We start from the raw sequence: 24507 nt of genomic DNA, 5'->3' as shown, positions 1-24507 counted from the left end.
AGGTGAACTCCCGGTCACACCGGCCGCAGCACGCCCCGCACGTCACCGGCGTCGTCGCGCACGAGCGTGACCCGCTGGCCGGGGCGCAGCGAGCGCCAGCCACCTTCGGCCACGGCCAGGGCCGACACGTCCACCAGCACGCCGTCGTCGCGCAGCACGGTCGCGGAGCCGTCCGGGCGGTGCGCGCTCACCGTCGCCTGTTCGGTCCCGTGGTCGGTCACGCGCCAAAGCTAACCGATCGGAGGTGGCGGCGCGCGGAGGCCGCTGCCACGCTCCGCAGTGGTTCCGTCACGGAGGGAGTGGGCATGAGGGTCGTGGCAGGGGTGTTGACCGCGTTGCTGCTCGGCTTCGCCGGTCCGGGCTTCGTCGGCCAGGGCACGGCCTCCGCGCAGGCGCCGGCCGCGGAACCCGCACGCGCGGGCCTGCAGGCGGCGGCGAAGAACGTCGAGCTGCGCGCGGCGATCCCGGAGACCGAAGGCGCCGTGTCCGTCAACTTCGTGCGGTACGGGCACCGCGACGTGATGTTCCTCAGCGGCACGTTCGGGCTCAAGACCTACGACGTGACCGACGTCGACGAGCCCGTGCTGCTCGACCACCTGACCAAGCAGGAGCTCGCGCTGCCCGGCGACGACCCCGAGCAGCGGTTCTGGGAGAACGAGGACGTCACCGTCGACGCGCAGCGCAAGCTGGTGTTCCTGGCGCGGGAGCGCAGCGCGTTCGGCCGCCAGCCGGGCAACGAGCGTCCGACCGGGGTCTACTTCGTGTCCGCCGCCGACCCGGCGCGGCTGGAGGTGATGAGCTTCGAGCCCATGGGCACCGGCCACATCACGACGTGCGTCAACGACTGCGCGTACCTGTGGACGACCGGCTACGACGGCACGCCGTCCACCGACCCGGACACCTACCGGCGTTCCGGCAAGGTGTTCGTCACCGACATCCGCGACCCGCGCAACCCGAAGACGCTGGGCACGTACGTCGACCTCGGCCGCGACCAGGGCGAGACGCACATGACGCACGACGTCCAGGTGGACGCGGCCGGCATCGCGTGGGTCGCGGGCACGGGCGGGACGCGTGGCTACTACACGCGCGGGTGGCACCGCGATCCGCTGAGCGGGCGGGTGCGCGAGGCGACCCCGTACAGCCCGGTCCCGTACGCGGGTGGTGCGGCGCCGAGGCTGGACATGCCGACGTCGTTCTCGCACAACTCGTTCCGGCCGGTCGGGCGGACGCTGCAGGACGGGCCCGTGCCGTCGCGCGAGCACCCGGCGGGCAGCCTGCTGCTGCACACCGAGGAGGCGTTCGGGTCGCCCACGTGCAAGGACCAGGGGCGGTTCGTCATCTCGTCGTTGGAGGGTTCGCGGGACGGCGAGTCGTGGCGGGCGACGCCCGAGCGGCCGTTCTACCTGAAGACCGTGGGCGTGTGGTCGCCGGACGACCAGGAGGGCACGCTGCCGGGGCCGGACACGTTCTGCTCGGCGCACTACTTCGACGTGCAGCAGCGGATCGTGGCGTACTCGTGGTACGAGCAGGGGACGCGGTTCCTGGACGTCTCGGACCCGGCGAACCCGATCCAGGTGGCGTACTGGAGGCCCGAGGGCGCGGTGTCGTTCGCCCCTTACTGGCACCGCGGGCGGGTGTTCGTGGCGGACCTGGCGCGCGGGGTGGAAGTGGTGAAGCTCACGGCGGGCGCGTACGAGGCCCAGGCCGCGCACGCCAACGTGACGCTGCGGACCGCGCCGGTCTCGACCACCGCCCGGCCACTGGAGAACCCGCGCAAACGCCTACCTCTCGCCCCTGACCCCGACTACGGCTACGCGTGCCCGATGCTCGTGGGCCGCTGCACGCCTGGCGAGCCTTGCTGCTGACGGGCTGATCTGCACCGCTGGTGCCTTGGGCCAGCCGCTGATGCGGTGAGCTGTACTGCTGGCGCAGTGGGCCTGCTGCCAACGCCGTGAGCTGCACTGCTGGAGCGGGTGAGCCGGCTGCCGCTGCGCTGAGCCGTGCTGCTGACGCGGTGGGTCGGTTGCTGTCGACGTGAGCTGCCGTAGACGCGTGAGTCGCGCTGCGATCGCCGCGCGGCCACCGCGGTGAGCCGTGCCGCCGGCAGGCAGTGGCTACGCAGGGGTCCTCGCCCAGGGGACCCCTGCTTTTATCTTGCCGGGGTGGGCCGACAGATCGCAGTGCTCCGGGCGGCGTTGTGGACAACTGGGGTGCGCCCGGCCGCTGGCGGGTAGTGGGGTGGGCCGAGTCCTCGTGGGGCGTTGCCGTGCGGTGAGCCGCTTGTGGACAACCACCGCGCCGACCACCGCACGAACCGTCCGCGTCGAACAGCCGCCCCCGGCCGAACGCCGCGGTCAGCCGCCGGCGACGGACCGTCCGCGCCGAACGATCCTGCCGAACCGTCCCGAAGTCAGCCGCCCACCGGCATCAGGACCGTCGCGGTGCGCGGGCCCAGGCCCAGGTCCGCCGCCAGGCCCAGGTCCTCGGCCGTGTCCACGTCGTGCCGCAGCGACGGCCACGGGCCGAGCAGGGCCACCGCGCCCGAAGCCGCGTGAGCCGCCGCGGACCCGACCCCGAACGCCGGGGCGAGGTCGCCACCCGGCGCGGACAGCAGGAGCGTCGTCCCGGTCCCCTGGCGGTCCGGGCAGAACGCACGACCGCGCGCCGCCGCCAACGCCGCACCCAGCTCCGCGGTCCGCAGCGCGGGCAGGTCGGCCTGCAGCGCACCGACCACGGACCCCGCGTCCCGCGACCGCAGCACCCCGAAGCCGAACCGCAGGGACTCGTTCAACCCCTCCGGACCGGCCACCGACTCGACACCCAGCGCCCGCAGCTCCGCCACCACCGCCGGGTCGGACGTGACAGCCAACACATCCCGCACGACCGGGAGGGCGGCGGCGATCGTGTCCAACGCGAACGCCAAGGCCAGCGCCGGTCGGTCGAGCCGGGCGCCGACCAGGCGTGACTTGGCCAGCTCCAGGGCCTTGACCGGCACCACCAGGTCCACGTCGGCTCCCACCCCGCCATACTCCCGGATGCCGGCCGGACCTGGCCAGGGGCTGATTGTCGCCGCCGGCGACGTGGGGAAGACTCCAGGTCCACGACGAAGAGGGAGTGCACGTGGCCAAGGAGAAGGGCGGCTTCTGGGTCGGGCTCGCCGCGGCGATCTTCTACCCCGCCACCGCGTTGATGGCGCGGCGGCGCAACGACGGAGCGGAACGGGTGCCCAGGACGGGCGGGGCGCTGATCGTGATGAACCACGTGTCCCACCTGGACCCGGTCTACGACGCCGTCTTCACGCACAAGCAGGGCCGCGTGCCGCACTTCCTCGCCAAGCACAGCCTGTGGAACGTCCCGGTGGTCGGCGCCGTCATCAAGGGCGCGCGGCAGATCCCGGTCTACCGCGGCACGGCCGACGCCCAGCAGAGCCTGCGCGCCGCGCACGAGGCCCTGGAGAAGGGCCTCGTCGTGATCATCTACCCCGAGGGCACGATCACCCGCGACCCGGACGGCTGGCCGATGACCTCGCGCACCGGCGTCGCACGGCTCGCGCTGGAGCACGACGTGCCGGTGCTGCCCGTCGCGCGCTGGGGCACGCGCGACGTCTACGACCACTACCGCAAGAAGTTCCGCCCGTTCCCGCGCAAGACGGTGGTGACGAAGGTCGGTCCGCCGGTCGACCTGGACGCCTACCGGGCCCAGCCGCAGAACCTGGCGTTGCTGCGCGAGGTCACCGACGTGCTGATGAACGAGGTCAAGGGCCTGCTCGCGGAGATCCGCGAGGAGCAGGCGCCCGACGGCTTCTACTCCAAGAAAGCCTGACGTGGACCGGGTCGCGGTGCTGGGCGCCGGGTCGTGGGGCACCGCCTTCGCCAAGGTGCTCGCGGACTCCGGCACGGACGTGGTGCTGTGGGCGCGGCGCGCGGAGGTGGCCGACGCCATCTCGACGAACCGGGTCAACGCCGACTACCTGCCGGACGTGGTGCTGCCCGCCAACCTGGACGCCACCTCCGACGCCGAGAAGGCGTTGGAGGGCGCGCAGGCCGTGGTGCTGGCGGTGCCGAGCCAGACGTTGCGGGCGAACCTGACCGACTGGCGGCCCTGGCTGCCCGCCGGGGCGACGCTGGTGAGCCTGGCCAAGGGTGTCGAGCTGGGCACGCTCAAGCGGATGAGCGAGGTGGTCCGCGAGGTCGCGGGCGTGCCGGAGGACCAGGTCGCGGTGGTGACCGGGCCGAACCTGGCCAAGGAGATCGCCGCGGAGCAGCCGACCGCGACGGTCATCGCGTGCACCGACCACGACCGCGCGGTCGACCTCCAGCACGCGTGCTCCAACTCCTACTTCCGGCCCTACACCAACGTCGACGTGGTGGGCTGCGAGCTGGGTGGCGCGTGCAAGAACGTCATCGCGCTCGCCTGCGGCATGGCGGCGGGTATGGGTTTCGGCGACAACACGATGGCCTCGATCATCACCCGCGGCCTGGCCGAGACCGCCCGGCTGGGCGCGGCGCTGGGCGCGGACCCGTTGACGTTCGCCGGGTTGGCCGGCCTGGGCGACCTGGTGGCCACGTGCGCGTCGCCGCTGTCGCGCAACCGGTCGTTCGGGGAGCGGCTGGGGCGCGGCGACTCGCTCGCGGAGGCGCAGGAGGCCGCGCACGGGCAGGTGGCCGAGGGCGTGAAGTCGTGCTCGTCGATCCGCGAGCTGGCCGCCCGGGTCGACGTCGACATGCCGATCACCGACGGCGTGCACCAGGTGTGCCACGAAGGGCTGGACCCGCGCGTGCTGACGGCGGCGCTGCTCGGGCGTGAGCGGAAGGCGGAACGGCAGTGAACCCGGACGACGTGAACCCGGACGACGTGACAGCGGCGACCGGGAACGGCGCGACCGGGAACGGCGCGACCGGGGACGACGTGGCCTGGGGCGACGGCACGCGGGTCGTGCACACGTCGCCGGCCGCGCCGGGCGAGCCGTTCCTGGCCGGACCGGTGTTCGCCTCGGCGTACCACCTGGGCGGCGAGGACACCTACGGCCGGGTGCACAACCCGACCTGGCGCGCGTTGGAGGCGGCGCTGGGCGGGCTGGACGGCGGCACGGCGGTGCTGTTCCCGTCCGGCATGGCGGCGATCTCGACGTTCCTGCGCGTGGTGCTGGCGCCCGGTGACGTGGTCGTCCTGCCCAGCGACGGCTACTACCTGACCCGCACGCTCGTCGCCGAGATGCCGGTGGAGGTGCGCGAGGTGCCGACCGCCGGTCCGTACCCGTCGTTCGACGGCGTGCGGCTGGTGCTGCTGGAGTCGCCGTCCAACCCAGGGCTGGAGGTGTGCGACATCGCGGCGCTGGTCGAGGCCGCGCACGCGGCGGGCGCGCTGGTGGCGGTGGACAACACGACCGCGACGCCGCTCGGGCAGCAACCGCTGCTGCTGGGCGCGGACGCGGTGGTGAGCAGCGACACGAAGGCCGTCGCCGGGCACAGCGACGTGCTGCACGCCCACGGGTCCACGGCGGACCCGGCCCGGGCGGCACGGGTGCGCGCGGCGCGGACGACCGGCGGCGCGATCCCCGGCCCGTTCGAGGCGTGGCTGGTCCACCGCGGCCTCGGCACGCTCGACCTGCGGCTGACCAGGCAGGCGGAGAACGCGGCGGCCCTGTACGACGTGCTGCGGGACCACCCGGCGGTCACCGGGCTGCGCTGGCCGGGCGCCCCTCAGGACCCGGCGCACGAGGTGGCGTCGCGGCAGATGCGGCGGTTCGGCGGGGTGCTGACGTTCGAGCTGGCGGACGCGGGCGCGGTGGCCGCGTTCCTGGAGCGGTCCCGGCTGGTGTTCGCGAGCACCAGCTTCGGCGGCCTGCACACGAGCCTGGACCGGCGCGCGCAGTGGGGCGACCCGGTGCCCGAGGGCCTGGTGCGGCTGTCCGCGGGCTGCGAGGACACCGCCGACCTGGTCCGGGACGTGCTCCGGTCGCTGTGACGCCGTCCGTCACCCGGACGGGCCCATTGCGTGGGACGTGGTTGCGCGGCGGCGGACGTGGTGCCACCCTCGTTCGCATGTCCTTCCGCGCCATGATCGACGGGCGGGGTCACATCGACCTCCGCCTGGTCGCCAGCGCGCTCTGTCTGCCTCGGTGATCGTCTCGCGTCCCGCGAGCCCGTGAGGCTCGCACCTCACCGAGCACCGAGAAGGAACCATGTTCGCCGTTCCGGAGAACACCATCGCCCTGCCCCAGTCGCACGCCGCCCTGCACCCCGTGCGGATCGCGCTCGACACGGCGGCACGGCGTGAGCGCTGGGCCCACCTGCTCCGCTACGACCCCGAGACCCGCTTCGCCGCGCTCGTGGACCGCACCGACTCGCAGGAGGTGTGGCTGATGAGCTGGTTGCCCGGCCAGCACGCCGACCTGCACGACCACGGCGTCACGAGCGGCGCGTTCACCGTGGTCAGCGGCTCGCTGACGGAGGTCGTCACGCCCGGCCCGACCCAGGTGCTGCACCACCTCGTGGCCGGTCAGTCGCGGGTGTTCGGGCCGTCGTACGTGCACCAGGTGCGCAACGACGGCAGCGACCCCGCCGTCACGATCCACGTGTTCCGCGACGGCGGGCGCACCATCCGGCCGGTCCGGTTCGACCCGCTGTCGGGCACTACCTCGGTGCGGTGACGCTCCGGGCGGTGACGTGCGCAGGCACGTCCCACTCGCCCACCAGGGTCGGGTCCGACTCGGGCTCGCCCCACACCGTGCGGAGCGGCAGCACGCCCGCCCACCGGGAGTTGGCGGCGACGTCCTCGGCCTCGTCGCCAGGCGGGCCGCTGCGGATCTTCACCGACGCCTCGGCCAGGTCCAGCGACAGCACGGCGGTCGCGGCGACCTCCTTCGGCGTCGGCTGCCGGGCGTAGTCCCACGAGCCGGGGGCGAGGTGCTCGGTGAGCACGCGCAGGGCGTGCAGCTTGGCGTCCGGGTCGGTGAGCGGGACGGCCGTGCCGTGCACGACGGCGGCGCGGTAGTTCATCGAGTGGTCGAACGCCGAGCGGGCGTAGACGATGCCGTCCAGGATCGTGACGCCGACGCACACCGGCACACCGGTCGCGGCCTCGCGGAGGCTGCGCGCGCCCGTCGAGCCGTGCAGGTAGAGGGTGTCGCCGTCGCGGCCGTAGCCGGTGGGGAGCACGAGCGGCGCCCCGTCCACGACGACGGCCAGGTGGCAGACGAGGGCGGCGTCGAGGACCTCGTACAGGGCTTCGCGTTCGGTCACGGCGCGCTTGCGGCCCCGCTTGATGGTGCTGCGATCCGTCGGTGACAGCGTCATGCGACCAGCATTTCCGCTAAAGTGGACTTGCTCAAGTGCCAATTACCAGCGTTATGAGGAGGCCACTTTGGCGGAGACGGCGCTGGCGGTGGTGCTGGACCGCTCGTCGGCCGAACCGCTGGCCGTGCAGCTCGCGGACGCCCTGCGCGCGGCGGCGGCGGACGGGCGGCTGCGCAGCGGTGACCGGCTGCCCTCGACCCGGGCTTTGGCCGAACGGCTCGGCGTGAGCCGGACCGTGACAGCGGCAGCCTACGAGCAGCTGCACGCCGAGGGCTGGATCGCCGGGCGGCACGGGTCCGGCACGTACGTGACCACGACGCCGCCGGGCGCGTTGAAGGCGCGGACCCGGCGTGCGACCGCGCCGGCCGTGGCGGCGGACGTCGTGGACCTCGCGCCGGGTGCGCCGTGGGCCGAGGGGTTGGACCGGGCGGCGTGGCGGCGGGCCTGGCGTGCGGCGGCGGACGTGCAGCCGCTGTTCCGGCCCCACCGCGGCGGGTTGCCGGAGTACCGGGCGGTGGTGGCGGAGCACCTGTTGCGGCACCGGGGGTTGGCGGTGCGCGGCGGGTTGCGGGAGGAGCTGGTGCTCGCGACCGGCGGGACGACGGCGGCGTTGGTGGAGCTGGCGTCGACCGTGCTGCGGCCCGGTGACGTGATCGCGGTGGAGGAGCCGGGGTACCAGCGGGCGGTGTGGGCGCTGCGGTCGGCCGGGGTCAAGGTCGTGCAGGCGCCCGTGGACGCCGAGGGTTTGTTGGTGGAGGCCGTGCCGCCCGGCGTGCGCGGTGTGTACTGCTCGCCCGCGCACCAGTACCCGATGGGTGGGCGGATGTCGGCGGCGCGGCGGGTGGCGCTGGTGGAGCGGGCGCGGGCGGAGGGGTGGCTGGTCGTCGAGGACGACTACGACGGCGAGCTGCGCTACGACGTCGCGCCGCTGCCGTTGCTGGCGGCGCTGGCGCCGGACGTGGTGGTGCACCTAGGCACCACGAGCAAGATCCTCACCCCGATGCTCGGCGCGGGGTGGATGGTCGCGCCCGAGCCGATCGCCGCCGAGGTCATGGCGCACCGCGACCGGACCGGGACCAGCCCGTCCGCGGCGGGCCAGCGCGTCCTGGTGGAGCTGGCGCGCAACGGCGACCTCGGGCGGCACCTGCGCAAGCTCCGGCGTGAGCTGTCCGAGCGCCGTGCGCTGCTCTCGGCCGCGTTCGCGGACGCCGGGGTCCCCGTGCTGGGCGACGACGCGGGCGCGCACATCGTCGTGCCGCTGCCGTCCGCGCAGGCGGAGCGCGACGTGCTGGCCGAGGCGCACGACCGCGGCCTCCGGCTGGACGGCCTGGCCCGCCACCACGCGGGCCGTCCCAGGGTGCACGGCGCCGCGATCGGTTACAGCGCCTGCTCCCGCGACCAGCTCTCGGCCGCGATCCCGGACCTGATCCGCATCCTCGGCACCCCGTCGCAGCCGTCCTGAGCGTTCAACTCGGGGCACCCGAACGTAGGACACGGTCGTTCCGGACGTAGGACACGCGGGGTCTAAACGTAGGACTCTCGCGAGAGTCCTACGTCCAGCACGCGAGAGTCCTACGTTCGTGGCGGTGAGTTGAACGCTCAGGGTGGGTGTTCGTGGCGAGCCGGCCAGTGGGTTAGACCATCCGGGTAGGGTCCGAGCCATGACACAGCGCAAGACCAAGGTCGCCGTGGTGTTCGGCGGGCGCAGCAGCGAGCACATGGTCTCCTGCCTGTCCGCCGGGAGTGTCCTGCCGCACCTGGACCGGGACCGGTTCGAAGTCGTGCCGGTGGGCATCACGGAAACGGGCGCGTGGGTGATCGGCGCCGACGACACCAAGGCGCTCGAGGTCCGCGACCGCCGGCTGCCGACCGTCAACTCGCTGGTGCCCGTGTCCGGCTCCGAGCTGGTGCCGGTCGCGCCGAACGACGTGCTGGCCGACGTGGAGGTCGTGTTCCCCGTCCTGCACGGCGCCTGGGGCGAGGACGGCACGGTGCAGGGCCTGCTGGAGCTGGCGGACATCCCGTACGTGGGACCGGGTGTGCTGGCCAGCGCGGTCGCCATGGACAAGGAGTTCACCAAGCGGCTGCTCCAGGGCGTGGGCCTGCCGGTCGGCGAGTTCGTGGTGCTGCGCCGCGAGCAGGAGACCCTGACCGACGCCGACCGCGAACGCCTGGGGCTGCCCGTCTTCGTCAAGCCGGCGCGCGCCGGGTCGTCCGTGGGCATCTCGAAGGTCGTGGACTGGGCCCACCTCGACAGCGCGATCGCCCTGGCCCGCAAGACCGACCCGAAGGTGATCATCGAGGCCGCCGTCTCCGGCCGCGAGGTCGAGTGCGGCGTGCTGGAGTTCCCGGACGGCCGCGTCGAGGCGTCGCTGCCCGCCGAGCTGCGCATCGTCGGCGGCGAGGTCGACTGGTACGACTTCGACGCCAAGTACCTCGACGACGTGTGCGAGTTCGACATCCCGGCCAAGCTCGACGAGCACGTCACCCGGGACCTGCGCGAGATGGCCGTCACCGCGTTCCGCTCGCTGGACTGCCAGGGCCTGGCCCGGGTCGACTTCTTCGTCACCGACTACGACGAGCTCGTGGTCAACGAGGTCAACACCATGCCCGGCTTCACGCCGATCTCGATGTACCCGCGGATGTGGGCCGAGACGGGCGTGGACTACCCGACGCTGCTCACCACGCTGGTCGACACGGCGATCGCCCGCGGCACCGGCCTGCGCTAGTCCCGTCGGTCCTGAGCCGGCCCCGTCAGGCCAGGTCAGCCCCTGGTCTGCACGGGGCCCTGGGCGAGGGTGTCGCGGATCGTGGTCGAGACGTCCTGGAGGGGGCCCGTGCCGGCGTCCGGCGGCACGGTCAGCGCCACGTACACCGGCCGGTCCACCACGTACCAGGTGGCCGAACCGCCGTCGGACACCTCCAGCCACTGCACGTCGGAGATCAACCGCAGCTCGGAGGTCGGCGTGAGGTCACCGGGTCGGTCCAGACCGCAGCGCAGCACGACGGGTTCGTGCTGCGCGTCACCCCACGCCAGCGCGCCCTCGGGCGCGGGCGCGGCCAACTCGCGGCGCGGCAGCGTGACGCCGTTGGACACCAGCTGCATCGGCAGGGCGCTGAGCAGCGCCTTGCACTCGTCCGACCTGGCCTTCGGCGCGGGCACCGGCACCAGGGCGACGGGCCCGGCGTGACCGGTCGACGGGTCCGCGGGGTCGTCCTTGCCGCCCGCGCCGAGGAAGAGGCCTACGGCCGCCACCCCGGCCGCGAGCAGCGCCGGCAGCCCGAGGGCCACGGCGAGCAGCGGGCGGGGGAGCAGCGACGCGGGTTCCGGTTCCTGTGCCACCCGGTTATGACAGCACGGCGCTACAAGTGGACCACAGGGCAGGTCAGGGTTCGCGTGATGCCCTCGACGTTCTGGATGCGGGCGACCACGAGCTGTCCCAACTGGTCGACGGTGTCGGCCTCGGCGCGGACGATGACGTCGTACGGACCGGTGACGTCCTCCGCGGTGGCCACACCGGGGATGCCGGAGATCTCCGCCGCAACGGCGGCTGCCTTCCCGACCTCGGTCTGGATGAGGATGTATGCGTGCACCACGGCGTGCCCCTTCGTCGCGACAGGTTAGGTCGGGGTAGGAACGTGCACAGCAACGTACCCCAGTTGGGGTTCCGAATGCTCAGAACGGGAGGCAATCTTGCGTCCGGAGCCGCCGCGCAACGCGGACACGGTCGCTGAGGTGGGTGAGTTCGGTCTCATCCGCCGGGTGACGGCAGGTCGGACGCAGCCGCCCACTACCCTGCTCGGGCCGGGTGACGACGCGGCTGTGGTCGCGGCGCCCGACGGACGCGTGGTGGTGTCCACCGACGTGCTCGTCGAGGGTGTCCACTTCAGACTCGACTGGTCGTCTCCCGAGCAGGTGGGGCGCAAGGCGGCGGCGGTGAACCTGGCGGATGTCGTTGCCATGGGCGCGATGCCGACCGCTCTGCTGATCGGCCTGGCGTGCCCGGCGGACACGCCGTCGGCGGTCGTGGAGGGCATCACCGCCGGCCTGTGGCAGGAGGCGACCGTCGCCGGGGCGGGCGTCGTGGGCGGCGACATGGTGTCGTCCGCGACACTGGTGATCTCCGTTACGGCGTTGGGCGACATGGGCGGGTTGGAGCCCGTCACCCGTTCCGGTGCGCAAGTGGGTGATGTCGTCGCGGTGTGCGGACGGCTCGGCTGGGCGGCTGGCGGGCTGGCCGTGCTGCAGCGCGGGTTCCGGTCGCCGGTGGCGGTCGTTGGTGCCCAGCGGAACCCCGAACCCCCCTACGCCGCCGGACCGCAGGCCGCCGCGGCCGGCGCGACGGCGATGATCGACGTCTCCGACGGCCTGCTGGCCGACCTGGGGCACATCGCGGACGAGTCGGGCATCGGCATCGACATCCGCACCGAGCTGCTGGAGGTGCACCCGCGGCTGATCGACGTCGCGGCGGCGCTCGGCGCGGACGCCCGGCACTGGGCGCTGACCGGTGGCGAGGATCACGCGCTGGCGGCGACGTTCCCCGAGCCGGGGGCGGTGCCGGAGGGGTGGAGCACCATCGGCACGGTCCGGCACGGCAGCGGGGTCACCGTCGACGGCCGGGCGTACGAGAAACCCCCTGGCTGGGAGCACTGGCGGTAGGTAGCCTCACAAGTGTGGAACTATGCACGATCCCGTATGACCATCCAGACTCGGTGAAGTTGATCGCGGACCTCCAGCAGGTCTACCTGGACCGCTACGGCGAGGTCGACATCACGCCGGTCGACCCGGCGCAGTTCGCCGCGCCGCTCGGGCACTTCGTGGTCGGCTACGTCGACGAGGTCCCCGTGGCCTGCGGTGGGTGGCGTGCGCACGACGTGGCCGAGCACTCGCTGCGCCCCGGTGACGCCGAGATCAAGCGCATGTACGTGGTGGACGCGATGCGCGGGCGCGGCCTGGCGCCGGTGGTGCTGAAGTCGCTGGAAGCCGCGGCGCGGGCGGCCGGCCGCACCCGGATGGTGCTGGAGACCGGCCTGCGTCAGCCCGAGGCGATCGGCCTCTACCGCGCCAATGGATACGCGCGCATCGACAACTTCGGTGTCTACCGGCATCATCCGGAAAGCCTTTGCTTCGCGAAGGATCTCTGAGGGCCGGGAGGGGACCGCATGGCGATCTACGCGCTGGGCGACTACGAGCCGGTGATCCACCCGGACGCCTACGTGCACCCGGACGCGACGGTCATCGGGGACGTCCGGATCGGCGCGCACGCCTCCGTCTGGCCCCAGGCCGTGCTGCGGGGCGACTTCGGGCGGATCGAGGTCGGCGCGCGGACGTCGATCCAGGACGGCACGGTCGTGCACTGCACCGAGGTCCACCCGGCGCTGATCGGCGCGGAGTGCGTCATCGGGCACAACGTCCACATCGAGGGCGCGACCATCGCGGACCGGTGCCTGATCGCCTCGGGGTCGGTGGTGCTCAACGGGTCCGTGGTGGAGACCGGAGCGATCGTCGGCGCGGGCGCGGTGCTGTCGTTCGAGGGGCACGTGCCGGCGCGGTCGATGGCGCTCGGCGTGCCCGCGAAGGTGCGCGAGGGGTACGTCGTGCCGGACGGCGCGTGGCAGTTCGCGGTCGACAAGTACGTGGACAACATCTTGCTCTACCGCAAGGAACTCCGGCGCCTGGACTGAGATAAGGTCCCGCCGTGGCACGTCCGCTTGAGGAAATCATGGAAGCAGGCTGGGCCGCGGCACTCGCGCCCGTGGCCGACCGGATCGCCGCGATGGGCGAGTTCCTGCGGGCGGAGGTCGCCGCCGGGCGCACCTACCTGCCGGCGGGGGAGAACGTGCTGCGGGCGTTCCAGCAGCCGTTCCACTCCGTGCGGGTGCTGATCGTGGGCCAGGACCCGTACCCGACGCCGGGGCACGCGGTGGGCCTGAGCTTCTCGGTGTCGCCGGAGACCCGGCCCATCCCGAAGAGCCTGGTCAACATCTACACCGAGTACATGTCCGACCTCGGCCACCCCAAGCCGTCCAACGGCGACCTGACCCCGTGGGCAGAACGGGGCGTGCTGCTGCTCAACAGGGCGCTCACGGTGCAGCCGGGCAAGTCCAACTCCCACCGCAACAAGGGCTGGGAGCCGGTGACCGAGCAGGCGATCAAGGCGCTGGCCGAGCGGGACGCGCCGCTGGTCGCGATCCTGTGGGGCAGCCAGGCGCGCGCCCTCAAGCCGCTGCTGGGCCCGGAGCGCTGCGTCGAGTCCGTCCACCCGAGCCCCCTGTCGGCGGCGGGCGGCTTCTTCGGCTCCCGGCCGTTCAGCAAGGCCAACGAGCTGCTGGTGGGGCAGGGCGCGGAGCCGATCGACTGGAAGCTCCCCTGACCCGCGTGTCCTACGTCCGGGTCGTGCGTGTCCTACGTTCGGAACACCCGAGTTGAACGCTCAGGACGCGACCCGCGCGTGACCCGGATCGCGCCCGAGTCGGGATGCTCCCGGCCGGGCAGGCTCAAGACTTGAAGAGCTCGGAACGTCGAAAGGCCCCCGGAACCGCGTTCCGGGGGCCTTTCGCCAAGCTCGGGCGCGGGTCTCAGCCGCGCACCACCTTGCCCGCCTTCAGGCACGAGGTGCACACGTTCAGCCGCTGCCGCGTCGAAGAGGAAACCTTCGCGCGCACGGTCTGAATGTTCGGGTTCCACCGGCGGTTGGTCTTCCGGTGGGAGTGCGAGACAGAATGGCCGAAGCCCGGCCCCTTGCCACAGACGTCGCACACGGCAGCCACGTCAGCCACTCCTTAGGTTTCTTCAGCGGTACTCACGCCCCGGCGGGCGCGCAAGCGTGCACAAGCCTCAGCCGGGCATGGCAACCTGGACAGGGTAGCCGGTGGGCCGTTCTGCCTCCAAACCGGGTCGCATACCCTCGCCGCCATGCAGGCTCTCGATGCGGTCGCGGTGCGCCAGTGGGCGGACGCCTGTGTTCGATCCCTGGACGCCAACCGGGAGGACCTGGACCGCACCAACGTGTTCCCGGTGCCCGACGGCGACACCGGCACGAACCTGCTCCAGACCATGCGCTCGGCGTTGGACGCCCTGCTCAGGACGCCCGTGGACACGGCCGGGTCGGCGTTGGCGGCGCTCGCGCGCGGCGCGCTGGCCGGTGCCCGCGGCAACTCGGGCGTGATCCTGTCCCAGGTGCTGCGCGGGCTGGCGGAGGCCGCCCAGGGCGCGTCCACGGCGTCCGGCGCGTCGCTGCGCAGGGCGCTGTGGCGGGCCGACGAGCTGGCCACCGCGGCCGTGTCGAAGCCCGTGCCCGGCACGGTGCTGTCCGTGCTGCACGCGGCGGCAGAGGCGGCCCGCGACTGCACGTCCGACGAGCTGGACGAGGTGGTGACGGTCGCCGCGAAGGCCGGCGCCGAGGCGTTGGCCGACACACCGCGCCAACTGGCCGTGCTGGCGCGCGCCGGGGTGGTCGACGCGGGCGGGCGCGGGCTGGTCGTGCTGCTGGACGCGCTGGTGGCGGTGATCACCGGGCGGGTGGTCGAGCACGCGCCGGTGGTCGTCCCCGTGCCGCGGGACTCGCTGACGACCGCGCGCGAGGACGGGTCGGCGGAGTTCGAGTACGAGGTCATGTACCTGCTCGACAGGGTGCCGGAGGCAGGGTCGTCGGACGCCGGGGTGCCGGCTGTGGAGACGCTGAAGGACGAGCTGCTGGCAGTCGGGGACTGCGTGTCGGTGGTGGGCGACGGCGAGGGCCTGTGGACGGTGCACGTGCACTGCAACGACATCGGCGCGGCCGTGGAGGCGGGCATCAGGGCCGGTCGGCCGCACCGGATCACGGTGGCCAGGTTCGCCGACCAGATCGCCGCCCAGGCGCCCCGGTTCGTGCGCGACCGGGCGATCGTCGTGCTGGTCGAGGGCGACGGGGTGGCCGAGCTGTTCCGGTCCGAGGGCGCGGTGGTGTTCGAGCCCGGTGACGCGGTGACGGCGGCCGACCTGCTGGCCGTCGTGGTGAGCACGCGGGCGCGGCAGGTGACCGTGCTGCCCGGCGACCCGACCTGGCGCGAACCGCTCGACGAGGCCGTCACGCAGGCCGTCGCCGCGGGTCAGGACGTGGTGGTCGTGCCGACGTTCTCGCCGGTGCAGGCGTTGGCGGCGCTGGCGGTGCACTCGCCGTCCCGCCGCGCGGGCGACGACGTGGTGGCCATGGCCGAGGCCGCGGCGGCGACCCGGCGCGGCGAGGTCGCGGTGTCCGACCGGGAGGCGATCACGTGGGTCGGCCGGTGCCGCCCGGGTGACCTGCTCGGCATGGTGGACGGCGAGGTCGTGCTGATCGAGCCCGGTCCGGCCGACGTTGGTGACCTGGCCTGCCGACTGGTCGACCGGATGCTCGCCAGCGGCGGCGAACTGGTCACCGTGCTGGTCGGGCGGGCCGCCCCGGACGGGGTCGAGCGGGTGCTGGAAGATCACCTCCGCGTCGCGCACCCCGAGGTGGAGCTGGCGTCCTACCCGGGCGGTCAGCGGGACGCGGTGCTGGTCGTCGGTGTCGAGTAGTCGGCCGGGGCGAGGCGACGGTGCAGGTGTCGGCCGTGTCGGTGTCGGTGTCGAGTAGTTGAATGGGCCGGGATGACGACCTTCGACGAGAAGCTGGTGTCGGTGCTCGGCAAGAAGAGCGCCGACGCGCTGGAGGCCGGCCTCGGCCTGACCACCGTCGGTGAGCTGCTGCGCCACTACCCGCGCCGCTACGACGAGCGCGGCAAGCTGACCGTGATCGCCGGCCTGGAGCTCGGCGAGCACGTCACCGTGCAGGCGCGGGTGAAGAGCGCGCGGCAGCGGCGGATGAAGTCGCGCAGCGGCGAGCTGCTGGAGGCGGTGATCACCGACGGCACCTCCGAGCTGCACCTGGTGTTCTTCGGGCGCGGCTCGCGCAAGGTCGAGCGGGAGCTGCTGCCCGGCCGCGAGGCGATGTTCGCGGGCAAGGTCGGCATGTTCAACGGCAAGCTCCAGCTCGCCCACCCCGACTACCAGGTGCTGGAGGGCGGGGACGACGCGGTGGCCGGGTTCGCGGGCGCGCTCATCCCCGTCTACCCGGCGGCGCAGGGCATCCAGTCGTGGAACGTCTCCAACTGCGTCGAGCAGGTCCTCGCGGTGTGGGACGGGGTGGCCGAGGACCCGCTGCCGGAGTCGCTGCGCGCCGAACGCGGGTTGGTGGGGCTGGAGAAGGCGTTGCGGGACGTCCACCGGCCGGACGGCTGGGCGGCGATCACCGTCGCGCAGCAGCGGTTGAAGTGGGACGAGGCCATGGCCGTCCAGCTGACCCTGGCGCAACGCCGCCGTTCGGCCACCGCCCGCCCCGCGCCCGCGTGCCCGCCCAGGGCCGGTCTGGTGCGCGACGCGTTCGACGCCCGGCTGCCGTTCGAGCTGACCGCGGGGCAGCGGGAGGTCGGTGAGCAGATCGCCCACGACCTGTCCGGCGAGCACCCGATGAACCGGCTGCTCCAGGGCGAGGTCGGCTCGGGCAAGACGATGGTCGCGCTGCGGGCGATGTTGCAGGTCGTCGACGCCGGTCGGCAGGCGGCGATGCTCGCGCCGACCGAGGTGCTGGCGGCCCAGCACGCGCGGTCGTTGCGGGAGTTGCTGGGCGACCTCGCGCAGGCCGGTGAGCTGGGCGGCGCCGAGCACGCCACGCGGGTGACGTTGCTGACCGGGTCGATGGGCGCGGCGGCGCGGAAGCGGTCGATGCTGGAGATCGTGTCCGGCGAGGCCGGGATCGTGGTCGGCACGCACGCGTTGATCCAGGACAAGGTGGAGTTCGCGGACCTGGGGCTGGTCGTGGTGGACGAGCAGCACCGGTTCGGCGTGGAGCAGCGGGCCGCGCTGAGCGGGCGCGCGGGTGGGTCCACACCGCACGTGCTGGTGATGACGGCGACCCCGATCCCGCGCACGGTGGCGATGACGGTGTACGGCGACCTGGAGGTGTCCGCGCTGCGCGAGCTGCCGCGGGGGCGTTCACCGATCAGCACGTCGGTCGTGCCGGTGGCGTCGAAGCCGGGCTGGTTGGACCGGGCCTGGCAGCGGATCCACGAGGAGGTCGGCAAGGGCCACCAGGTGTACGTGGTGTGCCCGCGCATCGGTGACGGTGCGTCGGAGGACGACGCGGACGGGCCGCCGGAGGAGGGGTCGGGATCGGGTTCCGGGTCGGGTTCCGGGTCCGGGTCCGGCAAGGCCGGGTCGGGGAAGGGCGGTGCGGGGAAGGACGACGGGTCGGACCGCCGGCCGCCGTTGGCGGTGGTGGACGTGGCCAACCGGCTGGCCGAGGGGCCGCTGCGGGGGCTGCGGATCGACGTCCTGCACGGCCGGATGCCGCCGGAGGACAAGGACGCCGTGATGCGCGCGTTCGCGGCGAACGAGGTGCAGGTGCTGGTCGCCACGACCGTGGTCGAGGTCGGCGTGAACGTGCCCAACGCCACCGTCATGGTGATCATGGACGCGGACCGGTTCGGCGTCAGCCAGCTGCACCAGCTGCGCGGACGCGTGGGCCGGGGCAGCGCGCCGGGGCTGTGCCTGCTGGTGACCGAGATGCCGGACGGCACGTCGACGATGGAGCGGCTGCGCGCGGTCGAGTCCACCCTGGACGGCTTCGAGCTGGCCCAGCTGGACTTGGAGCTGCGGCGCGAGGGCGACATCCTCGGCGCGGCCCAGTCGGGGACGCGGTCGGGGCTGAAGATGCTGTCGCTGCTGCGCGACGAGGACGTGATCACCGAGGCGCGGGTGGTCGCGCAGGAGGTCGTGGAGGCGGACCCGGAGCTGGCCGCGCACCCCGGGCTGGCCGGGTTGGTGGCCGGGCTGCTGGACGACGAGCGGGCGGAGTACCTGGAGAAGGCCTGATGGGTGGGTCCGAGGTGGGCCGGTCGGTCGGGAGGCGGTGGTCGGGGAAGGGCTGGCCGGTGGCGGTTACCCTGGTTCGTGCGCCGATTCCTGCTCGCCCTGGTTCCGCTGGCGCTGGTCGCCTGCACGGCCGCGCCGGGCGGTGATCCGGCCTCGACGACGTCCTCGCTGCCCAAGGGCGACCTGGCGGTGCTGGCCGAGCGCGTCGAACAGCGGCGGGCCGAGCTGGGGACGGCGACGTTCCACACCGAGGGCTTCGCCTCCGACGGGGACGCCACCGAGGTGCACAACGTCGTGGACGGCGCGGTGCGGCAGGACGCCGACGGGGTGACCGGGTCGATGACGATGACCGTGTCGACCGGCGGGCAGCCCAAGAAGATCGCGCTGGTGGTCGTGCGCGACGGCACGTACGTGCAGGTGGAGGGCGCTCCGATGCCCGCGGGCAAGAAGTGGGGCTACTACGCGTCGGGCAGCGGCGGCGAGGTGTCCGCGCTGCTGAGGGGCTTCGGCCCGAGCGCCATGGTGGGCGCGGAGCTGGACTACCTCCAGCCGCGGGCGGCGTTGATCGTGAACAAGGCGTCCGAGCAGGTGGACGGCGTGCCGGCGACCCGGTTCGACCTGGTGGTGGACCCGTTGAAGATGGCGAAGGTCATCGAGGACCAGGACATCCAGCTTCAGCACACCCAGCTCGCGGAGTACGGGGTGAGGATCGCCGCGTCGGTGTGGGTGGACGACACGAGCGCCCCCTTGCGGGCGGAGTACCGGTTCGAGCTGGACGGCAAGGTCGTGAAGCAGTCCAGCACCCGGTTCCGCGACTGGGGGCAGCCGGTCGAGATCGCCGTGCCGGACCAGGCCGAGGTCGTCCCGGCCGACCAGCTGCCCCAGTGACGCGAGCCGCGTGACGCGAGCCCTGACGCGGGCTCGGGCCGGGCTGACTACCTCGGCTGCCTGCTCTTGGGGACCGGCAGCTGGGCGGTCGGCTGCTCGGACGGGTCCGTGTTCTTGGTCTTTGCCGCCGATGACGCGGGCTTGGCGTTCGCCGGTTTGGCGGTGGCCGGTTTCGCGGTAGCCGGCTTGGTGGGCGCGTCGGCCCCGGCGGCGGGTTCCGGCTTGCTGGGTTCCGGCTTGGCGGGTTCCGGGTCCGGGGTGGTGGCGGCGGGCTGTTCGTCGGCGGCGTCGGCGGCGCTCTCGTCGTCCAGCGGCTTGAGGGTCGCCACCGCCTTGGACACCGCCTCCTGCGCGGCGGCGAACTGCTCGCTCAGGGCGCGGTGCACGCGGTGCAGCTCGGCCAGCTTCTCGTCGGCCGCGGTGGTGCGGCGGTCGGCGTGGGCGTCGGCCTCGGTGATGGTCTTCTCGGCGTGGGCGTCCGCTTCGCTGATCGTCCGCTCGGCCGCGGCGTTGGCGTCGGCCACCGCCTTCTCGGCCTTCGCCAGGGCCTCGGACTCCAGCTCGGCCACCTGCTCCTCGGTCCGGGCGCGCAGCTCGGCGGCGTCGGCGCGGGCGGCTTCGAGCAGCTTCGCGGCCTCGGCCTTGGCCTCGACGACGTGCACCTCGTGCTCCTTGCGGAGCTTGGTGCGCAGCTCGTCGTACTCCTTGTCGAGGTCGTCGTGGTAGCCCTTGTACTTCGCCTCCAGCTCGACCCGCTTCGCCTCCAGCTCCGCGGTCTTCGCCTCGAACCCGGCGGTCGCCTTCTCGCGCTCGGAGCGGGCCTCGGCCATCAGCGCCTCGTGCTCGGCCGTCAGCTGGGCCCGCAGCTCCTCGTGCTGCCGCTCAAGCTCGGTGCGGCGCTCCTCGTGCTGCCGCTCCAGCTCCGTGGTCCGCTGCTGGTGGGCCGCCTCCAGCTGCCGGCGCCGGTCCTCCAGCTCGCCCATGGCGCGCTGGTGCACCGCCTTGCCCTCGGACGCCGCCCGCTCGGCCTCGGCGCGGGTGGCGTTGGCCTGCTCCAGCGCGGCCTTGCGGATGTCCGCGATCTCCTCCTCCGCCAACGTCATCATCACGCGCACGCGCTCGGTGACGTTGGAGGCGCTGGACGGGCTGGTGGCCAGCTTGCTGAGCTGGGCCTTGACCTTCTCCAGCTCGGCGCGCGTGGAGCCGAGCAGCTTGTTCAGCTCCGCGACCTGGGCCGACGCCGCGTCCCGGGCCCGGTTCGAGTTCTTGAGGTCGAACTCGAGTCTGGTCACCCGCTCGTTCACCTGGCGCTGGTTGTAACCGCGCAGAACGACGTCGAAATGAGTGCGGGCAGCAGGCTGCCCAGTCCCTTCAGCCCCGGCCATGCGGCCAACCCTACCGAGAAGTCGCCGGCTGTAGTCACCCGATACCGCGAACCCACCGTAACGAGTCGGTGATTCAGCGTGTGGAGTGAACGGGCGTTGTCGGGCAGTGACGTGGGCACCGCACCGGTACGCCGTCAATCCGCCGCACGCGTGCGGCCCGCCGGGGGCTGCGCGACGTGCCCTCACAAGGGAGAATCCCGGGGCGTGATCCCAGGTCGCGCCCGCCTTGACCGGATGAGTGAACGATCACGATGACGTCCGTCACGTGAGATGGAACTCCCGAGGGGCGGGAAGCGCACGGTAGCGTGCTTTTGATTCCTCGAGTCCCGCCCGCGCTCGGGCGGGACTCGCCGAGTAACCGGGAGGGAACGCCGCATGTTCCGCAAGGTTCTTGTCGCCAACCGCGGCGAGATCGCGATCCGGGCCTTTCGCGCTGCCTACGAACTGGGCGCCGGCACGGTTGCCGTCTTCCCCCACGAGGACCGCAACTCCCTGCACCGGCTGAAGGCCGACGAGTCGTACGAGATCGGTGAGCCCGGTCACCCCGTCCGGGCCTACCTGTCCGTCGAGGAGATCATCAAGGCGGCCCGCAAGGCGGGCGCCGACGCGGTCTACCCCGGCTACGGCTTCCTGTCGGAGAACCCCGAGCTGGCCAAGGCGTGCGCCGAGGCGGGCATCACGTTCGTCGGCCCGCCCTCGGACGTGCTCGAACTGACCGGCAACAAGGCCCGCGCCATCGCCGCGGCCCGCGAGGCCGGCCTCCCGGTGCTCAAGTCCAGCGAGCCGTCCAGCGACATCGAGGCCCTGGTCCGGGCGTCCGAGGACATCGCGTTCCCGGTGTTCGTGAAGGCCGTCGCGGGTGGTGGTGGCCGCGGCATGCGGCGGGTCGAGGAGCCCGGCGGGTTGAGGGAGGCCCTGGAGGCCGCGTCCCGCGAGGCGGAGTCCGCCTTCGGCGACCCGACGGTGTTCCTGGAGCAGGCGGTGGTCGAGCCGCGGCACATCGAGGTGCAGATCCTCGCCGACGGCGAGGGCAACGTGATGCACCTGTTCGAGCGGGACTGCTCGGTGCAGCGCCGCCACCAGAAGGTCATCGAGATCGCGCCCGCCCCGAACCTGGACCCGGAGCTGCGCGACCGGATCTGCAACGACGCGGTGCGGTTCGCCCGGCACATCGGCTACCGCAACGCCGGCACCGTCGAGTTCCTGCTCGACCCGCGCGGCAACTACGTCTTCATCGAGATGAACCCCCGCATCCAGGTCGAGCACACGGTCACCGAAGAGGTCACCGACGTGGACCTCGTGCAGTCGCAGATGCGGATCGCGAGCGGGGAGAACCTCGACGACCTCGGCCTGAGCCAGGAGACCGTGCAGCTGCGCGGCGCGGCGCTCCAGTGCCGGATCACCACCGAGGACCCCGCCAACGGCTTCCGCCCCGACACCGGCATGATCAGCGCCTACCGCTCGCCGGGCGGCTCGGGCATCCGGCTGGACGGCGGCACGACCGGCGCGGGCACGGTCATCGGCGCGCACTTCGACTCGATGCTGGTCAAGCTCACGTGTCGCGGTCGCACCTTCTCCGCGGCGGTGGCCCGCGCGCGGCGCGCGGTGGCCGAGTTCCGGATCCGGGGTGTGTCGACGAACATCCCGTTCATCCAGGCCGTGCTGGACGACGAGGACTTCTTCGAGGGCCGCGTCACCACCTCGTTCATCGAGAAGCGCCCGCACCTGCTCACCGCCCGGCACTCCGCCGACCGGGGCACGCGGCTGCTCACCTACCTGGCCGACGTGACGGTGAACAAGCCGAACGGCCCGCGTCCGTCCGTTGTGGACCCGAAGGTGAAGCTGCCGGCGATCGACCTGAACGCCGAACCGCCGGCCGGGTCGAAGCAGAAGCTGGTGGAGCTGGGGCCGGAGGGCTTCGCCCGCTGGCTGCGGGAGAGCAAGGCGCTGGCCGTCACCGACACCACGTTCCGCGACGCGCACCAGTCGCTGCTGGCCACGCGCGTGCGGACGAAGGACCTGCTGGCCGTGGCGCCGCACGTGGCGCGGATGGCACCCGGGCTGTTGTCACTGGAGGCGTGGGGCGGCGCGACGTACGACGTGGCGCTGCGGTTCCTCGCCGAGGACCCGTGGGAGCGGCTGGCGGCGTTGCGCGAAGCGGTGCCGAACATCACCCTCCAGATGCTGCTGCGCGGTCGCAACACGGTGGGCTACACGCCGTACCCGGAGGCCGTGACCAGCGCGTTCGTCGAAGAGGCGACCAAGACCGGGATCGACATCTTCCGGATCTTCGACGCGCTGAACGACGTCGAGCAGATGCGGCCGGCGATCGAGGCGGTGCGGGAGACGGGCTCGGCGGTCGCGGAGGTCTGCCTCTGCTACACGGCCGACCTGTCGAACCCGGACGAGCGCATCTACACGCTGGACTACTACCTGAAGCTGGCCGAGCAGATCGTCGGCGCGGGCGCGCACGTGCTCGCGGTGAAGGACATGGCGGGCCTGCTGCGCCCGCCGGCGGCGGCCCGGTTGGTGACGGCGCTGCGCAAGGAGTTCGACCTGCCGGTGCACCTGCACACGCACGACACGGCGGGCGGGCAGCTGGCCACGTACCTGGCGGCCATCCAGTCCGGCGTGGACGCGGTGGACGGCGCGGTGGCGTCGATGGCGGGCACCACCTCGCAGCCGCCGCTGTCTGCGATCGTGGCGGCGACGGACTACACGGAGCGGGCCACGGGGCTCGACCTGCAGGCGGTGTGCGACCTGGAGCCGTACTGGGAGTCGGTGCGCAAGGTCTACGCGCCGTTCGAGTCGGGCATCCCCGGCCCGACCGGCCGCGTCTACCGGCACGAGATCCCCGGCGGGCAGCTGTCGAACCTGCGCACCCAGGCGGTCGCGCTCGGGCTCGGGGAGAAGTTCGAGGAGATCGAGGCCATGTACGCCGCGGCCGACCGGATGCTCGGTCGGCTGGTGAAGGTGACGCCGTCGTCCAAGGTCGTGGGCGACCTGGCGTTGCACCTGGTCGGAGCGGGTGTGTCGCCGTCCGACTTCGAGGCGGACCCCGGGCGCTACGACATCCCGGCGTCGGTGATCGGGTTCCTGCACGGCGAGCTGGGCGACCCGCCCGGTGGCTGGCCGGAGCCGTTCCGGAGCAAGGCCCTGCAGGGCCGTGCCGCGCCGAAGGGCGTGGCGGAGCTGACCGACGCGGACGTGAAGGGGTTGGAGGACGACCGGCGCAACACGTTGAACCGGTTGCTCTTCCCGGCCCCGACGAAGGAGTTCCTGGCGCACCGGGACGCCTACGGCGACACCAGCGTGCTGGGCAGCAAGGACTTCTTCTACGGGTTGAAGCGGGGCGAGGAGTACCAGGTCGACCTGGAGCCCGGCGTGCGGCTGCTGATCGGCCTGGAGGCCATCGGTGAGGCGGACGAGCGCGGCATCCGCACGGTCATGGCGACGCTGAACGGGCAGTTGCGGCCGATCCAGGTGCGCGACAAGTCGATCGCGGCCGCGGTGCCGGTGGCGGAGAAGGCGGACCGGGGCAACCCGGGTCACGTCGCCGCGCCGTTCGCCGGGGTCGTCACGCCCGGTGTGGCCGAGGACGACGAGGTGGAGGCCGGTCAGACGATCGCCACCATCGAGGCGATGAAGATGGAGGCGGCGATCACCGCGCCCAAGGCCGGGCGGGTGAAGCGGCTGGCGGTGCGCGGCGTGCAGCAGGTCGAGGGCGGGGACCTGCTGATCGTGATCGGCTGACCGCAGGCCGGGTCGGGTCGGGTCGAACGTCCGGGACGCGCGTGTCCTACCTCCAGGACACGCGTGTCCTACGTTCGCGTCGCGCGTGTCCTACGTTCGGAGCGTGCGTGTCCTACGTTGGCGTGCGCTGAGTTGAGCGTTCAGGACGGTGGAGCGCGAGAGTCCTACGGTCGTAGCGCGAGAGTCCTACGTTCAGAGCGGGTGAGTTCAACGCTCAGAGCATGTGAGTTCGACGTTCGGGGTGTGGTGGTCCTGGTCGGCTCGATTTGACATGGGGCCCTTACGGGCACCCCAGGCAGGCCAAAGCCGG

General features: G+C 72.7%; 22 protein-coding genes. 15 read left to right on the top strand and 7 right to left on the bottom strand.

The window, feature by feature from the left end; genetic code table 11:
* Nucleotides 1–14: 14 nt before the first annotated feature.
* Nucleotides 15–221, bottom strand: a complete 207-nt coding sequence (locus AB0G02_RS03380) for a hypothetical protein (protein ID WP_360788636.1) — start codon at nucleotides 219–221, stop codon at nucleotides 15–17.
* Between the two features lie 84 nt (nucleotides 222–305).
* On the opposite strand from AB0G02_RS03380, the gene AB0G02_RS03375 reads away from it, so the two are divergent.
* A complete protein-coding gene (locus AB0G02_RS03375) occupies nucleotides 306–1865 on the top strand; it encodes a hypothetical protein (RefSeq protein ID WP_360788633.1) in 1560 nt (519 codons plus the stop codon).
* Between the two features lie 545 nt (nucleotides 1866–2410).
* Here AB0G02_RS03375 and cofC read toward each other — a convergent pair.
* Nucleotides 2411–3019, bottom strand: coding sequence for a 2-phospho-L-lactate guanylyltransferase (gene cofC, locus AB0G02_RS03370; RefSeq protein ID WP_360788631.1), 609 nt, complete (start codon nucleotides 3017–3019; stop codon nucleotides 2411–2413).
* Between the two features lie 101 nt (nucleotides 3020–3120).
* Between cofC and AB0G02_RS03365 the strand changes: the two genes are divergently transcribed.
* The 4 genes from AB0G02_RS03365 to AB0G02_RS03350 all read left to right on the top strand — a co-directional run bounded on the left by AB0G02_RS03365 (nucleotide 3121) and on the right by AB0G02_RS03350 (nucleotide 6652).
* Nucleotides 3121–3822 carry a lysophospholipid acyltransferase family protein gene (locus tag AB0G02_RS03365; protein ID WP_360788628.1) on the top strand — a complete coding sequence of 234 codons (702 nt, stop codon included), beginning with the start codon at nucleotides 3121–3123 and terminating at the stop codon, nucleotides 3820–3822.
* Nucleotide 3823: 1 nt separating this feature from the next.
* Entirely contained in the window at nucleotides 3824–4828 is a 1005-nt protein-coding gene (locus tag AB0G02_RS03360) for an NAD(P)H-dependent glycerol-3-phosphate dehydrogenase (protein WP_360788625.1), read from the top strand.
* An 80-nt stretch (nucleotides 4829–4908) separates the two neighbouring features.
* Entirely contained in the window at nucleotides 4909–5967 is a 1059-nt protein-coding gene (locus AB0G02_RS03355) for a cystathionine gamma-lyase (RefSeq protein WP_360788677.1), read from the top strand.
* A gap of 217 nt (nucleotides 5968–6184) precedes the next feature.
* On the top strand, nucleotides 6185–6652 hold the full coding sequence (locus AB0G02_RS03350) for a cysteine dioxygenase family protein (protein WP_360788622.1): 468 nt from the start codon (nucleotides 6185–6187) through the stop codon (nucleotides 6650–6652).
* Here the strand turns inward: AB0G02_RS03350 and AB0G02_RS03345 are convergent.
* Nucleotides 6636–7298, bottom strand: a complete 663-nt coding sequence (locus AB0G02_RS03345) for a pyridoxamine 5'-phosphate oxidase family protein (protein WP_360788619.1) — start codon at nucleotides 7296–7298, stop codon at nucleotides 6636–6638. The genes AB0G02_RS03350 and AB0G02_RS03345 overlap by 17 nt on opposite strands.
* On the opposite strand from AB0G02_RS03345, the gene AB0G02_RS03340 reads away from it, so the two are divergent.
* Both AB0G02_RS03340 and AB0G02_RS03335 read left to right on the top strand, forming a co-directional pair.
* A complete protein-coding gene (locus AB0G02_RS03340; protein ID WP_360788674.1) occupies nucleotides 7297–8760 on the top strand; it encodes a PLP-dependent aminotransferase family protein in 1464 nt (487 codons plus the stop codon). The genes AB0G02_RS03345 and AB0G02_RS03340 overlap by 2 nt on opposite strands.
* A gap of 199 nt (nucleotides 8761–8959) precedes the next feature.
* Nucleotides 8960–10027 carry a D-alanine--D-alanine ligase family protein gene (locus AB0G02_RS03335; RefSeq protein WP_360788617.1) on the top strand — a complete coding sequence of 356 codons (1068 nt, stop codon included), beginning with the start codon at nucleotides 8960–8962 and terminating at the stop codon, nucleotides 10025–10027.
* A gap of 35 nt (nucleotides 10028–10062) precedes the next feature.
* Here AB0G02_RS03335 and AB0G02_RS03330 read toward each other — a convergent pair whose 3' ends face one another.
* Nucleotides 10063–10641 (bottom strand): DUF3515 domain-containing protein, encoded by a 579-nt coding sequence (locus tag AB0G02_RS03330; protein ID WP_360788614.1) that lies wholly within the window; start codon nucleotides 10639–10641, stop codon nucleotides 10063–10065.
* Nucleotides 10642–10661: 20 nt separating this feature from the next.
* Nucleotides 10662–10895 (bottom strand): Lrp/AsnC ligand binding domain-containing protein, encoded by a 234-nt coding sequence (locus tag AB0G02_RS03325; protein ID WP_015104517.1) that lies wholly within the window; start codon nucleotides 10893–10895, stop codon nucleotides 10662–10664.
* A gap of 97 nt (nucleotides 10896–10992) precedes the next feature.
* Here AB0G02_RS03325 and AB0G02_RS03320 point away from each other — a divergent pair, with 97 nt between their 5' ends.
* The 4 genes from AB0G02_RS03320 to AB0G02_RS03305 are packed head-to-tail and all read left to right on the top strand — an operon-like array spanning nucleotide 10993 to nucleotide 13672.
* The gene (locus AB0G02_RS03320; protein ID WP_360788611.1) at nucleotides 10993–11958 is read left to right on the top strand and encodes a thiamine-phosphate kinase; all 966 of its coding nucleotides are present in this window, start codon (nucleotides 10993–10995) and stop codon (nucleotides 11956–11958) included.
* A gap of 14 nt (nucleotides 11959–11972) precedes the next feature.
* On the top strand, nucleotides 11973–12443 hold the full coding sequence (locus AB0G02_RS03315) for a GNAT family N-acetyltransferase (protein WP_360788609.1): 471 nt from the start codon (nucleotides 11973–11975) through the stop codon (nucleotides 12441–12443).
* 18 nt (nucleotides 12444–12461) lie between these two features.
* Nucleotides 12462–12983 carry a gamma carbonic anhydrase family protein gene (locus AB0G02_RS03310; protein WP_360788607.1) on the top strand — a complete coding sequence of 174 codons (522 nt, stop codon included), beginning with the start codon at nucleotides 12462–12464 and terminating at the stop codon, nucleotides 12981–12983.
* Between the two features lie 14 nt (nucleotides 12984–12997).
* Entirely contained in the window at nucleotides 12998–13672 is a 675-nt protein-coding gene (locus AB0G02_RS03305) for a uracil-DNA glycosylase (protein WP_360788605.1), read from the top strand.
* A 205-nt stretch (nucleotides 13673–13877) separates the two neighbouring features.
* On the opposite strand, the gene rpmB is transcribed toward AB0G02_RS03305, so the two are convergent.
* Nucleotides 13878–14069 carry a 50S ribosomal protein L28 gene (gene rpmB, locus AB0G02_RS03300; protein ID WP_033437952.1) on the bottom strand — a complete coding sequence of 64 codons (192 nt, stop codon included), beginning with the start codon at nucleotides 14067–14069 and terminating at the stop codon, nucleotides 13878–13880.
* A 145-nt stretch (nucleotides 14070–14214) separates the two neighbouring features.
* Here rpmB and AB0G02_RS03295 point away from each other — a divergent pair, with 145 nt between their 5' ends.
* The 3 genes from AB0G02_RS03295 to AB0G02_RS03285 all read left to right on the top strand — a co-directional run bounded on the left by AB0G02_RS03295 (nucleotide 14215) and on the right by AB0G02_RS03285 (nucleotide 19059).
* Nucleotides 14215–15837 (top strand): DAK2 domain-containing protein, encoded by a 1623-nt coding sequence (locus AB0G02_RS03295; protein ID WP_360788602.1) that lies wholly within the window; start codon nucleotides 14215–14217, stop codon nucleotides 15835–15837.
* A 72-nt stretch (nucleotides 15838–15909) separates the two neighbouring features.
* Nucleotides 15910–18171 (top strand): ATP-dependent DNA helicase RecG, encoded by a 2262-nt coding sequence (gene recG / locus AB0G02_RS03290; protein WP_360788600.1) that lies wholly within the window; start codon nucleotides 15910–15912, stop codon nucleotides 18169–18171.
* A gap of 78 nt (nucleotides 18172–18249) precedes the next feature.
* Nucleotides 18250–19059, top strand: coding sequence for a hypothetical protein (locus AB0G02_RS03285; protein WP_360788597.1), 810 nt, complete (start codon nucleotides 18250–18252; stop codon nucleotides 19057–19059).
* 47 nt (nucleotides 19060–19106) lie between these two features.
* Here the strand turns inward: AB0G02_RS03285 and AB0G02_RS03280 are convergent, their stop codons facing one another.
* Nucleotides 19107–20351: a hypothetical protein gene (locus tag AB0G02_RS03280; RefSeq protein ID WP_360788594.1), complete on the bottom strand. Its 1245-nt coding sequence runs from the start codon at nucleotides 20349–20351 to the stop codon at nucleotides 19107–19109.
* A gap of 468 nt (nucleotides 20352–20819) precedes the next feature.
* Here AB0G02_RS03280 and AB0G02_RS03275 point away from each other — a divergent pair, with 468 nt between their 5' ends.
* Nucleotides 20820–24197 carry a pyruvate carboxylase gene (locus tag AB0G02_RS03275; RefSeq protein WP_360788591.1) on the top strand — a complete coding sequence of 1126 codons (3378 nt, stop codon included), beginning with the start codon at nucleotides 20820–20822 and terminating at the stop codon, nucleotides 24195–24197.
* Nucleotides 24198–24507 lie beyond the last annotated feature (310 nt).

This window comes from Actinosynnema sp. NPDC023658 (genome assembly GCF_040639995.1).
In the GTDB taxonomy this organism is placed as follows: domain Bacteria; phylum Actinomycetota; class Actinomycetes; order Mycobacteriales; family Pseudonocardiaceae; genus Actinosynnema.
Note: the sequence above shows the minus strand (reverse complement) of the source record. Positions and strands in the feature narration are given on the sequence as shown.

Bases quoted from the DNA above. Each gene is read 5' to 3' on its own strand.
- AB0G02_RS03375 (WP_360788633.1), top strand. From the start codon at position 306: ATGAGGGTCGTGGCAGGGGTGTTGACCGCGTTGCTGCTCGGCTTCGCC.
- AB0G02_RS03350 (WP_360788622.1), top strand. From the start codon at position 6,185: ATGTTCGCCGTTCCGGAGAACACCATCGCCCTGCCCCAGTCGCACGCC.
- AB0G02_RS03340 (WP_360788674.1), top strand. From the start codon at position 7,297: ATGCGACCAGCATTTCCGCTAAAGTGGACTTGCTCAAGTGCCAATTAC.
- AB0G02_RS03345 (WP_360788619.1), bottom strand. From the start codon at position 7,298: ATGACGCTGTCACCGACGGATCGCAGCACCATCAAGCGGGGCCGCAAG.
- AB0G02_RS03335 (WP_360788617.1), top strand. From the start codon at position 8,960: ATGACACAGCGCAAGACCAAGGTCGCCGTGGTGTTCGGCGGGCGCAGC.
- AB0G02_RS03310 (WP_360788607.1), top strand. From the start codon at position 12,462: ATGGCGATCTACGCGCTGGGCGACTACGAGCCGGTGATCCACCCGGAC.
- AB0G02_RS03295 (WP_360788602.1), top strand. From the start codon at position 14,215: ATGCAGGCTCTCGATGCGGTCGCGGTGCGCCAGTGGGCGGACGCCTGT.
- recG (WP_360788600.1), top strand. From the start codon at position 15,910: ATGACGACCTTCGACGAGAAGCTGGTGTCGGTGCTCGGCAAGAAGAGC.
- AB0G02_RS03275 (WP_360788591.1), top strand. From the start codon at position 20,820: ATGTTCCGCAAGGTTCTTGTCGCCAACCGCGGCGAGATCGCGATCCGG.